The 13,104-nt window shown below is 36.8% G+C and carries 13 protein-coding genes and 3 pseudogenes; all 16 read right to left on the bottom strand.

The genetic code is table 11. The features are described from left to right. Positions 1–116 precede the first annotated feature (116 nt). The 16 genes and pseudogenes from NLX74_RS01485 to NLX74_RS01415 all read right to left on the bottom strand — a co-directional run bounded on the left by NLX74_RS01485 (position 117) and on the right by NLX74_RS01415 (position 12,939). Positions 117–731: a copper amine oxidase N-terminal domain-containing protein gene (locus NLX74_RS01485; protein ID WP_254327752.1), complete on the bottom strand. Its 615-nt coding sequence runs from the start codon at positions 729–731 to the stop codon at positions 117–119. A 247-nt stretch (positions 732–978) separates the two neighbouring features. Continuing rightward, positions 979–1,662, bottom strand: coding sequence for a zinc ribbon domain-containing protein (locus NLX74_RS01480; protein ID WP_254327751.1), 684 nt, complete (start codon positions 1,660–1,662; stop codon positions 979–981). Between the two features lie 246 nt (positions 1,663–1,908). Further along, on the bottom strand, positions 1,909–2,805 hold the full coding sequence (locus NLX74_RS01475; RefSeq protein WP_254327750.1) for a DUF3298 and DUF4163 domain-containing protein: 897 nt from the start codon (positions 2,803–2,805) through the stop codon (positions 1,909–1,911). A 963-nt stretch (positions 2,806–3,768) separates the two neighbouring features. Continuing rightward, positions 3,769–4,134 (bottom strand): cyclic-phosphate processing receiver domain-containing protein, encoded by a 366-nt coding sequence (locus tag NLX74_RS01470; RefSeq protein ID WP_254327749.1) that lies wholly within the window; start codon positions 4,132–4,134, stop codon positions 3,769–3,771. A 31-nt stretch (positions 4,135–4,165) separates the two neighbouring features. Continuing rightward, entirely contained in the window at positions 4,166–4,378 is a 213-nt protein-coding gene (locus NLX74_RS01465; protein WP_254327748.1) for a hypothetical protein, read from the bottom strand. Positions 4,379–4,545: 167 nt separating this feature from the next. Further along, entirely contained in the window at positions 4,546–5,064 is a 519-nt protein-coding gene (locus NLX74_RS01460; protein WP_254327747.1) for a hypothetical protein, read from the bottom strand. Positions 5,065–5,116: 52 nt separating this feature from the next. Next, entirely contained in the window at positions 5,117–5,491 is a 375-nt protein-coding gene (locus NLX74_RS25765) for a stalk domain-containing protein (protein WP_367997006.1), read from the bottom strand. A gap of 559 nt (positions 5,492–6,050) precedes the next feature. Further along, positions 6,051–6,170 (bottom strand): annotated as a pseudogene (locus tag NLX74_RS01455) (YunC family protein); the annotation flags it as partial. A 194-nt stretch (positions 6,171–6,364) separates the two neighbouring features. Next, positions 6,365–6,913, bottom strand: a pseudogene (locus NLX74_RS01450) (RNA 2'-phosphotransferase). Between the two features lie 630 nt (positions 6,914–7,543). Further along, a complete protein-coding gene (locus NLX74_RS01445; protein WP_254327746.1) occupies positions 7,544–7,735 on the bottom strand; it encodes a hypothetical protein in 192 nt (63 codons plus the stop codon). Positions 7,736–7,835: 100 nt separating this feature from the next. Then, positions 7,836–8,615: a hypothetical protein gene (locus NLX74_RS01440; protein ID WP_254327745.1), complete on the bottom strand. Its 780-nt coding sequence runs from the start codon at positions 8,613–8,615 to the stop codon at positions 7,836–7,838. A gap of 714 nt (positions 8,616–9,329) precedes the next feature. Continuing rightward, positions 9,330–9,818 carry a hypothetical protein gene (locus NLX74_RS01435; protein WP_250267935.1) on the bottom strand — a complete coding sequence of 163 codons (489 nt, stop codon included), beginning with the start codon at positions 9,816–9,818 and terminating at the stop codon, positions 9,330–9,332. Beyond that, positions 9,818–11,162: pseudogene (locus tag NLX74_RS01430) on the bottom strand (WXG100 family type VII secretion target). The gene NLX74_RS01435 and the pseudogene NLX74_RS01430 overlap by 1 nt, the downstream one beginning before the upstream one ends. Positions 11,163–11,436: 274 nt before the next feature. After that, a complete protein-coding gene (locus NLX74_RS01425; RefSeq protein WP_061831880.1) occupies positions 11,437–11,982 on the bottom strand; it encodes an RNA 2'-phosphotransferase in 546 nt (181 codons plus the stop codon). 33 nt (positions 11,983–12,015) lie between these two features. Then, entirely contained in the window at positions 12,016–12,216 is a 201-nt protein-coding gene (locus tag NLX74_RS01420) for a hypothetical protein (RefSeq protein ID WP_028542918.1), read from the bottom strand. Between the two features lie 177 nt (positions 12,217–12,393). Beyond that, positions 12,394–12,939 carry a hypothetical protein gene (locus NLX74_RS01415; protein ID WP_254327744.1) on the bottom strand — a complete coding sequence of 182 codons (546 nt, stop codon included), beginning with the start codon at positions 12,937–12,939 and terminating at the stop codon, positions 12,394–12,396. Between the last annotated feature and the right edge of the window lie 165 nt (positions 12,940–13,104).

Genomic DNA, 13,104 nt, shown 5'->3' with positions numbered 1-13,104 from the left:
TATCAATATACAAGCGAAAAAGTATCACAGATTTTATGTAACTTTCTAAAAACTGTGATACTTTTTTTGGTGTATTAAAGGTAGTCAAAAAACTTCTCTAGCTTATTTACATGGCTCTAATATGTTATTTTTAGAGAGTTATTAATACTGTCTAATTCAATTCCTGCACCTAATCCTCTAGCAAAAACCTGAGCAGGAACATATGTAACTCCCTTTATTACTTTAGGTGCTGCGCTTACTGTTTCAGATGATCCATTGTAAAATACTTTTTTGCTTCCAATGGTAAGTGTCATTTTGCTAGTTCCTTTAGTTACGCCAATGGTACCACTATTATTATCATAGTTCAGGGTAGCACCCAAACCTTCTGCAATCTCACGAAGAGGAACCAAGTTTGTATTCTGATAAATCAATGGCTCGCTACTAAAGCTTAATTTATTTCCGTTCACGTAAACTCTTAATCCCGATTCTTTATAAGCTGGCTTCGCTGCTTTAGGCTTTGCAGTGCTCTTTTTAGGAGTCGATTTACTCGAACTCGAAGATGAGGAACTACTTGAAGAAGATCCTCCGCCATTATGATAATGATATTCCCCGTCTTGAAGCCCCCACTTAGCACAGTTAGTACGACAATAATGCCCACCATTCGAATCAGTTCTACCCGGATGAGCATATGCTGTAGCACTGGATAGAATTAATACTAAGGCGAATGAACTAGCTAATACTTTATTTTTCACTCTTCCACAACCCCTTTTGGTATTATATACCTAGTATATTAGCACACTGTACCAATAATAAGGAAGAATTTTGTTCCATATTTAAATAAATCCAAGAAAACGCCCATTTCAGGCGCTTTTACTTATTCATCTATCTTAATATTTTCGAAATCGATTTCATTTTCTATAAAGAGTATAAACAAACGGAAAAGCAACTATCTGCATCAGTTAATTATAAGATCGCAAGAGTTATTATAGTGTGTCTGTACTAGTACTTTTCTATGATATCAGAGATTTTATATTTACCAGAGAAGTTGTCGACATCAAATACAACCCTTTTATAGATAGGAGTACCTGAGGTGTTTGTTACTTGCATATCGTATAAGAAGGAAAATGAATGTCCAACTTTATTGTCTCTGACAACTAATTTTTCACTATTGCTCTCTAGAATAGTGTAATCTGTATTTTCTCTATATTCAGCTTCCTTAACTATCAAAAAACCCATAAAGCTAGAAAATTTTTGTTTCTCATATTTGTTGTACCAATCTTCATCAAGGGTGAGAGTTTGCTTACCGTCATAACTTAAATATTCTCTAGTGTTAATATATTTGAAATCCAACACATTTACATAATCAGTAAAATATTCATTTTTAAATTTACTTACAGATTCACCATGTTGTATGGCATTTAAGTAATTGTCCACTGTTGCTCTAGCCTTTTGTTCAGGAGTATTTAAATAGATAACAACTGACACAATAAACAATACACAGATAGCCGCGGTGATAAATAGAATTTTTTTAGATAATTTTCGTTTATTTTTAATAACTGAATTATCGACTGAATCAACATGATTATCGTTAAACTGCCGATCATCTTTTTGTTTAGCTCCACATTTGTTGCAAAATAAACTTTCATCTTCTAGTGGATTATTGCAATTAATACACGAGTTCATTTAAATTAGTCCCACCTCTCAAATAATACCAATAGTTTACCATGTCTTAGGTAATGGGTCTATAGTAACGAAAAAGCACCTATTGCTAGGCATTTGGATAATATTTAGAGGGGGGGCATTCCCTTTCTTTTCGCACATCCAATATTTGTTAGATACTTCCTTCACCCACTAAAATCATCACCTACATAGACACAGCAAAGAGCCTAGACAAGATTATCTAGGCTTGTTTGTTGTAAATCCTATTCTCTATTTTAATCGTGACACCCTAACCGCTTGATTCTGCCCTTCTACTTTCATGTAATAAGAGCCACCGTCTTTATAAATTAATACATCAGGTCTATAAGAATATGCATAATGATAATGGTAATCTTCCTGTTTCCATATCTGTCCATTTGCCAATTCGTAAATATTTCCTTCGTCAAACCCTTCAAAATCATCATCTATCTTCGACTGAATTACATTTTCGCTTGCATTTAGTGATCCTGTGGGTACGATATAGTTGATTATTGAATATGGAACCGGGATGTCTACGATACCATCAGCGAATGAACCAACTTGATAAGGATCAAATCTTACAACTATCCCTTTATCACTAAAGTAAAATCCAGTTTTTACTGGATCAAAGGGATAGTCAGTGATACTAATTTCATTTACAGATAACGAATTTTTTCTTTGTTTTTCAGACAGTACATATGATATGTATGTCCGTGTATTTACTAATTTCGTTTTATTGTTAATGACATCTTTAAGATAGAGTCTATTACCTGTACTTAAATCATAATTGAATGTATCAGTGCCTTGAACGTCATGTGCACCACCATAGTATTTACTATATTCAAACACGACAGAGAGTTTGCCGTTACTATTATAAGCAGTTTTAACACTTGTTTTGTGCCACCCCTCTTTACTGGTCTTTTTAATTGTAACGGATGAAGCAGTAGCATTGACAGCATATTGTTTCAACGCTTGATTTATCTTGTTGGCTGCTGTTTGATTAATCCCACTTATTCTTACATAAGGCTGACCTTTGTATACAGCTTGCTCAATTTTTGCCTTACTTGAAGCTGCTTGAATGCTCGTAGCAGGGCTTAGGGTATAAACAATTAAAGTGATTAAAGTCAATATCCCAACAAACCTTTTCATCTTATCTCTCCATTCACACTAATACATTATTTTAAGACGTGTATTATTATATCGTTACGTATAATGCTTTGAACAGTCATATTAAATAAAGCAACTCTACATCGCATTGATCAGGAAGATTAAAAAAGGACTCCTTCCTATTTAGGAATTCTCTTTGTTTGTGTATGTGTGAAATTATATTGTGTCGGCAATTTCGCAGTCACGCCAAAGTTGGCGGTATCCTTACAGATAACAACTCAATGGCGATTTACCTATTAGCTATCCCTCAAATTTGAGGGACAGGTACAAGATGTAACGTTGTTAATCTCACTATGTAACAAGGGGGAACGAAATTTAGTTCCCTATGCATAGGATTTCGAATATCGCGTTTCACGATAATTGAGTTTAGCTTTCATCCTTTCGATTCAGAAGGTTAGAATTACGATATGGAAATTCACCATGTCTGGATTGGCAACGCATGTCCACAATGGACACGAGTCCAACTATAGCGTTACACGGTGTCACGCTATTTTTAGAACGCAAAGTTGGCTGTGAAGAATGTATGTAAACTTGCTTCGGGATTCCCCGAACGAAGCGTCAAAGTAGAGGTTGGAAAGTTAAGGTTATCATCAGCAAAATTATCCTTTGGGTGACACTTGATGACACCCATTTCGTTATGTAAACAATACTATCAGCTACGTCCCCGTGGAAATCTTTCCACATCCTTTACAACTAATAGGACAGTCCAATTTTGTATTCTCCTCATTTAAGTTAGCAGCCTAATACTGAAATTATTTAAGTATTAGTAATGGCAACAGTTAAGGCACCAATAAGGTTCCCCGAAATTTTCGTAGAATCTTCTCAATGACGCATTTGGATATAAAAAATCCAGTCACCGTCATATAGGGGCAACTGGATGGTAAAATTGGTGTTTTATACAGACTTGAGTGTTTGTATTGTTATAGAATATTTGAAACATGCCTTTTACCAGCTACCAGAATACTTGTTCACCGTTATAGGATAATGGTAAATTTCAATATCCTCATCGATGAATCCTCTCCTTCTAGCAGCTAACAACGTTTCATACATGTTCTTGCGTCCTACAGGGTTATCTGTATGCAAATATATCTTATCAGCCCTCAATCCATGTTCACAGAAGTACTTCACCAAGTCATATCCGTTAGGCAGTTCTTTACCATCTACGTCCTCTCCCAAATCATGGTCTAACGTAAGAATGCCGACACTTTTGGTTTCAAGGATATGTATTGCTTCATAGTATGTACGAGCGACCACAAAGCCATTTGGACAGTCTCTGAGGTCGTCAACATATAGGTCAATCTTATCAGTCACAGCTATGCTCCTTCCCAGTGAAACACATCTTTTACTTTAACTCAAAGGTATCCAATATAAATTTAACTTCGTCTGCTGAAATTGAAATTATTTTTCTTACACCTTCAGTCTTTTCTTCTTCGTTTGCCATGATCACAACTATTCCTGTAAGCTGTTTGCCCCCAACCTCTATATTAGGTCTTTTGTCATCACTTAATACAGTAGGTACTGAGTGAGCACTTAGACTTGTTCCTTTGATTGACATTCCAATTGGATGATTTCCTATTATTCAGCTAGGCTATCTATGCGATTATCCATCCATCTAACATCAAATCCCAAGTCAGGGTCTAAGACCATTATTCTTGTTTTCTCATAAACAAGCCTCTTCTTCTTGAACCAAATCATTATCTACATTCCTTCCAATTAAAACAGTCATTTGATCAGTTTCACAACCCAAATTTCATGTTGATCCTTTAATGTATCTCTTTCTTCTTGATAAATTTCTCTAAAAAAATCCAACCTTTGATGACCCTCTAGCAAATGATAGGGAGTTCCCCAAGAAGGAAATGTATTATTTTCTAGAACAATAATGGGTTTGGGCCATGTACGATTTTTAAGCATAAAACTGATCAGCCAGTTTTCTTCCTCATATACGTTATGACCCATTCCACCAAGTTTATCGAATTCAAATGTATTGATTTTAGAATAAACCTTATTACTATCCCATATTTCCCTTTCAAATTTCATTTTTTCAATTCCAAGGCTGATATAACGAGCATCAATATATTCGTAATGCCGATAAATCCATTGTTCGATTACATCAGTAGGAATATTTAGACCCAAATCGGAAACTTTCTTTATATAACTCTCCAAACTCTCAGCTCTTTCCCCAAATGAATCATATGAATGAGAACCGGGATTAAGTGCATTCCATAAATTTTTATCAAACATACTAATGCCCCTTTTTAGTAATGCATGTGTTTTCGGTGAAATAGTTACTTGATTAGAACATTGATGTAACTTTGCCTGATTTCATATCTACATAGTACCATCCCCATGTTGCTGTATGTCCTGCTCCAGTGTTAGGATCATCAATTACAACTTCATACGCATGTATAAGATATGTGTTGCCCTCAGTATTATCAACCTCAATAATTAATTGAGAAGGTGCCTTAGGAAAGTATTTTTCTTTGACGAGTTTAACAGCTTGAGCTTTAGTAATATTCTTATTAATTGGCTGCTTTCCGATATATAGGTTATTTCCATCTAGGGAAACCTGTTTATCTAAAGCTTTACTTACTGTTCTTGCAGGAATATATGTAGTACCATCATAGATAATCGCTGAATTGCTTGATTTTTTAACTTGGTCAACATAAATTTGTATATCTTAAAAAACCACATCTATGCCTTTATAGTTTGCAGCCAATACTGAACCACCTGTAAACATAGTGCCGATTGCAACACCCAATAATAAACCTTTAACTTTATCCTTCATTTGTATCACTCTTTTCTATAAAATAAACCTTTAGCAATAGGAACAATATACCATATGTTAGCACACTTGTTCGAGTATAGTTTTTTGATGTTGAACTCTTCATACTGGCATAATCCTTATATGCTCTCATGTTCGTTTTAAGGCCAGCATTTAAGTTTAATGAATCCATCATTCTTCGAAAATCATTTATACATCCCACATATCTTGGATCAACTTAAATAACCATTTGATCTGACCTCACAGGAGTATGATGCACAGTCACATGCTTGTCCCCCTCCAAGAGGTCACAAATGCGGTCACAAAATTCAGTCATTTATAAGATTTTAATAGAATGAATCAGTACAGATCAGTAAATTGAAAATTGCTATGAAAGCTTGTCCCGCTTGATTTTACGACTTAAACATTGAAAAATTTTACCACCTCAAATTCGGTACATCTTAGACGCACCACACATGATGTAACCACGGGAGTTGGAGATAGTCAGCAGCGTTGTTTTAGGCAGTTTGACTTCGACTCCGATAAATGTATGCTCACCCACTTGTACGGGTTCCATGTGTATCATGGTTATTACATGCACCTCCTCTTTGTTCACCCGGGATATTTTATGCAGCATTTCCGGGTAAGTGTGGACGCCCGTGGATACGTTCAAAATTTTAGGAGGATTATTTATGTATAGCAAAACATGCTATATCAAAAAGACTAGACGAATCATTCCATCTAGTCCCTTTATCATCGTTAATGTTCTAGGTTTACACTTTATTCAAGCTTCTTTAAGTACTGTGGGGATATAAGGTCGGCAAGCCAAACACCATGATTGGCTTTATAAAACTTTACTTGATTGGCTAATGCCTTTTCTGTGTCTACTTCGAGGATCACTAGTTCCCCACGTCTTTTGCCTGCTAAAATTGCAAACTCAAGGGATTCCGACAGATGTACACACTTTCTACCCATTGGCTTAATTCCTTCATTGAAAATATTATGGATTACCTTTGTGTTTGTACCATGATAGAAAATGGTTGGTGGAGTAGCCTTCTTATAATCTAACCTGTCTGTACTGTGACCATAATTAGCTCTTATATACCCATTAACAATCTCATATCTTTGCTTTGAACAATGGTTTACTACTTGCTTGATACCCAACTCACTTAACATCGGCCCATCTATTCTCTGATCTTATCCCTTGAATCAGGTCTTGGATGTCACAATAACCCTCATGGTCTAGCTCAAACCAAATTGTTCTGGTGTATGTCTCAGAATCTTACTCATAAACTTACTGAGGCTCTCTTCTTGTTTTGGTGTTAACATTGTATACTCCTTTAATAAAATATTTGTCTATCTATAATAACCTATCCGATGATTCATAGCACCTTGTGAAGTAAAGCCCCAAACCTCCGATAAGGAAAGATGTAGCTCCAATTAAAAAACCTCTTAGACTGTATCTGTTATAAGCCTCAATATTTTTGCAAGTCCCAGCCCACAATGAAAAAAACCGAAAATACCTCTTATCAAATCCATGATAAAAAATTTCTGATTCTTAAATCCCTCCTTTCTAATAGTTGTCCGATGAAAATAAAGATTTAGACTGGATTTGTTGGTCCTAAGCTGGTTCTGAATTGCTAAATCGTCAGACTTGGAATAATAAGTTTTAGACTGACCCAAATATAAAACGAGCGGCAGTCAAGGACCTGAAAATAAAGTCCTAGACTGCCGCTCGTTTATTGAACTAACGTTCTCTGTTAGCGTAACAAGTGGTGCAAAATTACTTCATGTGATAAGACTGGCTGTTTTGATAAAGTTTATTTGATACAAGATGAGGTTCTTGTCATCCGCCGTACCGATCCAGCCAGTCGCGCTGCCACGCCTCGAAGGAATTGCCACTTATACTCTGCAGCAGCTTGCCACTGGGGAGCGAGAACATGCCATCCCCGTTGATATCTACAACCGTTTCGGTGCTGCCGATCGGATTGCCGTCAGTAAGAAACACACCAAGGCGATAAATTCTCCCTGAATCGCTAGGCTTCCAATCGCCTTAAATCGTTCTACCTCTATGGTTTTGCCGAAATAATCGGCTGGATCAACGTCTTCCATCAGTCCCCATTCGACCATATCTGGCGTACGGGTCAGCACTTTCCGATGCGACTGTCGAGAATCCTCTCTATCGCTGGATATTCCTCGAATCTTCGTTCGATGAAATGTTGAATAATCGCCCCGTAAAGGGGCAGTTTTCTTAGGCTTGCATAAATGCTTCTAACGGTTCCAGAGTCGCGAACGTCTTCTTCGCATCCTTCTTCCGTTGCTCATCATAGAGTTTGGTCAACTCTTCGAATGATTTAGCTTTAATCTTCGTATAACTCGATTTGGTGTATCTGATTATGTACGTCTTTACCCCTTCCTCTTCACTCCACTCGTAAACGACATCATATTTGTCCCTCAAATTCTTTAAATGAAGTGACCGGCGCAATACTGCAAAGTGTTCTTTAATGGCTTCATCACATTCCTCCATAATCTTCTCGTATGTGCAGCCAACTCGCATCAGAATCTCCAATGCCCGTTCATCGCCGTATCTCGCGAGAAATTCCTTCAACGAAACCAGCGCATATAGCATTATTTGTTCCTTGTCATTTGGATTCCTGTATTCATAACAGCCTACAACCAAATTGCGGTCGGTCATTTCCTCCTTACTGAATTGCATATTAAATAAATACTCGAGTGTCTTTTGCTTCATAACGGTTTCCAACATCTGTTCTTTATCAATCCTGATGCCCGTTGTCACCCACGGAAACGGTAGTTGGCCGTTACTTTCACGCGGTATGCTACCCCTAAGATTCAAAATCGGCATACCCGTAGCCATTGCGTACGACCTGTTATATCCGTCGCCCGCGAATATTTCCTGTTCTTCTTGCATGTGTCCTGCCTCTCCTTCTAGTACCAAGTTCCATTCGGCGCGTAGTGCCACCAGTTGTCTGCGAAGTGAATCTCCACTCGATTCCAGCGAATTGCGATCCAAATTATCCTCCGCACTTTCCAGTAATATCTTGGTTAAGCAATAGTTCTCCGTTCGTATTATGAGCTGTGACCTACGCTTATGGGCTTTGTCACTTCCGCTCTTCCAGTCCCGCTATGTCCATTGTCAGGCAACACTTTTATTTCCATATCTCCAGGCACTTCATGAAGTCTCCGTTACAATCGGTTAGACGAACCGAGGAATAAGACCCTATAGTAAACTATTGCATATCCATAAAACTACCACTTTTTTGTGTTGGTCTCCTATTAGTTCATCACCGCTGCTTTTCATGAACCCGCGAAGATACTTCTGGGATAAATTGTATCATATGAGAACCATAAGTCCATCTAATGGTTGCGTTATCCTGCCCGTTGGCTAATGCCGGCTGCCATTCTACAACTTTATTTTTCACGGTCTAATGCTTTGTTTTTCAGTCTAACACTTTATTTTCACAGAACAATAGTCTCATTAGACTATTTTGTTCTTCCCATAATTTTAAGAATGTATCATACTTCATAACATTCACGCACCTTCCGTATACTTTACCCATATCGCTAAGTTAGTAGCCTGATTGAAGACTCTCCTGTTTAAACCCGCCTCTTAATTCTTAGGTGCATGCAAATTATCTTCTTTATCAGATAAATTACTATGAAAAAAGCTTGCTCCCATTTTATTGTTAAAGGAGCAAGCTTATAGATATTCATTAATCGTTGTGAATTATATTGATTTAGGATTTTTATAGCACCAGTTTGGATCATAGGGCAGAGATCTGAACTTCTGCATATCTTCCCAACTGTAGACCCAATCGTAATCAGGAATCCAAAAATAGTCAGTAGGATTTAGCTTGAGATATTCATATATAAAGCGAAAAATCAGCTCTTCAACACCATAAACATCTTCAATACATCCTACTTGATACAAGGACAAGCTTGAATCTAATCCACTAATATCTTCATCATGCTCATAATTAATTTCGTAATTATCAATTCCGTCAATATAGAATATAAACTGCTGGTTATTTTCAGCACCCAGTGGGTTATAAGATATATTTAGAGTTGTTGAAAAAAACTGTTCGTTCTTATATTTTTTATCATTGTCAAAATATAATCCAGCATCTGCATGAAAGGCAGCTACGATTGCATCTCCTAGTAATTTCTCAGGTGTATATTTTTCTCGTTCTATTAAAATAAAAGCCGAACTTCCCATCACTTAACCACCTTTCTTAATTCCTCTAAGGAATTTACAACAGTTACTCCTAGCTTCTTGATATTATCTAATTTTTCTATATTACTTTGAGATAGATTGCCCAAAGGCTTATCGATATAAAGTATAACTTTCTTCTGTTCTGGATTAAAATAAAGCTTATCAGTCGTAATTGTCATTTTCTCAAGTTGTCCTTCTTTAACTGCTTTGATTGAAGCCTTAACCTCAATTAATTCATTTTTTGTAACTACATCTAAATCACCTGCAAATTGACCATCTTTTTTTAAAATTTTTTGTCCAAAACCAGTGACTTCCCGTTCTTCTTTTAAAAAGCCAGCTACTTTTGCTTCAGTTGCCTTTCCTACATCTGAGCTATTCATAAAGTTCTCAATATCCCGGTTAATATTTTTGGGATGTTGATCAACCCATGTCAATTCATTGCCAGCAGGGTTTGTATATTTCGTCTTATTTCCTTCCTTAATTATACTCCCTATATTATTATTGTGAGTTCCCTCGATTACATGTGGAGCCTTTTCTGCCTTAGCTCCCGAAGATGGAGTAGATTTAGATGAACCTCCACCTTCTCCTTTCGCCATCTGCCACAATTCCGCTGAGCTCTTCCCTATTCCGCTTGCACTTTTAACTGCGGTTGTACCTCCATGTGCCGCTAAAGCTGCTGAGCCAATCAATCCAGGTATTCCGATAATACTACCAACTCCCGTGGATGAAACAGCAACTGATAATCCTTCTCCACCTGTTCCAACGATTACCTCACCAGCTCCCTTGCAATGTTGTAGCTACATTCCCGAGAATTTCTCCTACTTTAGCTGCCATGGGATGATCATAATCCCGTTCTTTATCTGGCAGCATCCCTAATGTCAAATTTCCCTGAATAGCTCCTTTTGCTCCCTGTGCAGTATCCCAAAGGATTTCTCCTTGAAGTTTGCTAGCTTCCAATTGAGCTTCAGCCTTGGTGATCTCAGCTCGTCCCATTTGTTCAAATATTTTATGTAACCAGCCTCCACCTGTGGATGCCGTTTTAACAGGGGTACCAAGCCACGGCACATCCAGTACGACTTTTTCTCCATCTACCTGTGTGAAGTTTTTTGAAATAAAAATGAGTTCTTGTGCAACCGTAGAAAGTCGTTCAAGTGTCACGCCCATGGATTGTCTAGAGACCTGAAAATCTTGAAAAAACCTCTCTCGGGTAGCACCAGACCAACCTTGTTGGACAAAATCAATTCTTCCATTCAGTAAATTTAACATACGTTCCATTTCGTGTTTACCATGCAAGAACTGGTCAGCCACTTCCATTAGCTTATCAGGTGGAACCAATATTCTCCCCAATTGATCACGTCCATTTTAATTTAGATGGAAATAATCTTATCAGAAGGAGATGTTTAGGGATATCCACCTGTTATCCTGAAATTTCCTTTTATATTATGTGACAAATGGACTGATATAAACGGATTTACTATGTCAAAAGTATTGTATAAATGCCTGGCAAAGTAAATTATTTGACTTCACTCTTTTGAGAGCATCCAATTTTATAGAAATAATAGATTCACTAACAGATTCAAGTAATGCAACTGACTTTTTAATATAAACGAAAATATCAGTGTTAAATTTTTTTTAAATATTGTGGAGGCACAAAATCGGCAAGCCAAACACCATTGTTAGCGATATAGAACTTCACATTATTATCCAGCGCTTTTACTGTATCGACTTCAAGAATGACTAATTCACCACGTCTCTTACCTGCCAATGTTGCAAATTCAAGTGTCTCAGATAGATGAACATATTTTCTCCCCATTGGTTTAATTCCCTCGGTAATAATTTTATCAACTACTTTGCTATTTGTTCCGTGATAAAGAGCAGTTGGCGGAATGGATTCTTTGTAATCTAATCTTCCTGCACTGTGCCCGTAGTTCGCTCGTATGTATCCATTTACCATGTGGTATCGCTTCTTTGGACAATTAGTTACGACTTGATCAATCCCTGCTTCTCCTATATCCGACCATCTATTCTCTGATTTAATTGCTGAAATTAAGTCTTGCACGTGGCAATAACCTTCATGGTCCAACTTAATTCCAAACTGTTCTGGTGTATGCCTAAGAATTTTACTCATAAATTTACTAAGGCTCTCTTCTTGTTTTGGTGATAACATCATATACTCCTTCTAATGTAATATTTGCTTTATCTAAAGTAACCAATCTGATGATTCATAGCGTCTTGTGAAGTAAAGCACTAATCCCCCGATAAGGAAAAATGTAGCTCCAATTAAAAAACCTCTTAGACTATATCTGCTATAAGCCTCCAATAATACTGCAACTCCCAGCCCACAAGGGAAATACCCGAAAATACCTCTTATCAAAGCCATGATAAAAAACTTACGATTCATACATTTTTCTCCTCGCTAATCGTACTTCATTATATAAAAACGAACAAATTTATTTCATCCATATCCATATATCCTCTTTGTCCCCATTTCACAGCAATCCAAAGTCTCCAACAAGGACTTCCATTCTAAGCCTAAATTAAAAAGACAACAGGTGATACCTGCTGCCTTTACTCACCATTATTCAGCTTCCGTCAACATTTTTAAAATGCCAGTAAATGAGCCGTCAATCGACATAATACCTCCATTAACTTGCTTGCTAAATTCAGACTCCGTAAGTTTATCTTTTCCTGCTGTGTGATTCTTAATGAATTTTATAAGGTCTGCTTTCTGATTTGCAATATCCTTTAATGCTTGTTCGCTTTCTTTTTTGTAATTTTTAACTGTTTTATTTAGTTCCACCTTAGCCACGCCGAGCTGCTTCTTTAATTTATCACAATCAGCCTTGGCTTGAGCTATTACCGCTTTACTAGACTTATTTTTCACTTCATTTTTATAACGTGCAGATGCTTGATTTAATCTTTGAGTTAGCTCACGAACCTCTGCCCCCAGAACAGCATTAAGTTTTTTTTGTGCAACTTTAATTTCTTTTACACGATCTTTGTAATTCTCAAAGTATAATTTTTCGATTTCACTTGTTGACATTGCTTTTGTAGATGTTGCTGCCAATGCTTGTGATGGAATTAAAACAACAAACATTAATAATAGTAGAACAGCTTTTTTCATATGTATCTCCTTCTTAGGTAGTAGTGCAATTATCATAAGGGAAATGAAGGGAATAGGCAATATGTCTTGTTATTTAAATACTACTTTCCACATTACATAATCCTCCAATGATCGAATAAACATTTTACAGATAAAAGTCCAAGCTAAGTCACTTCTAGAAGCTTA

The organism is Paenibacillus sp. MZ03-122A (assembly GCF_024213325.1).
Lineage (GTDB): Bacteria > Bacillota > Bacilli > Paenibacillales > Paenibacillaceae > Paenibacillus > Paenibacillus polymyxa_B.
This window is presented reverse-complemented; position numbering and strand designations above follow the sequence as displayed.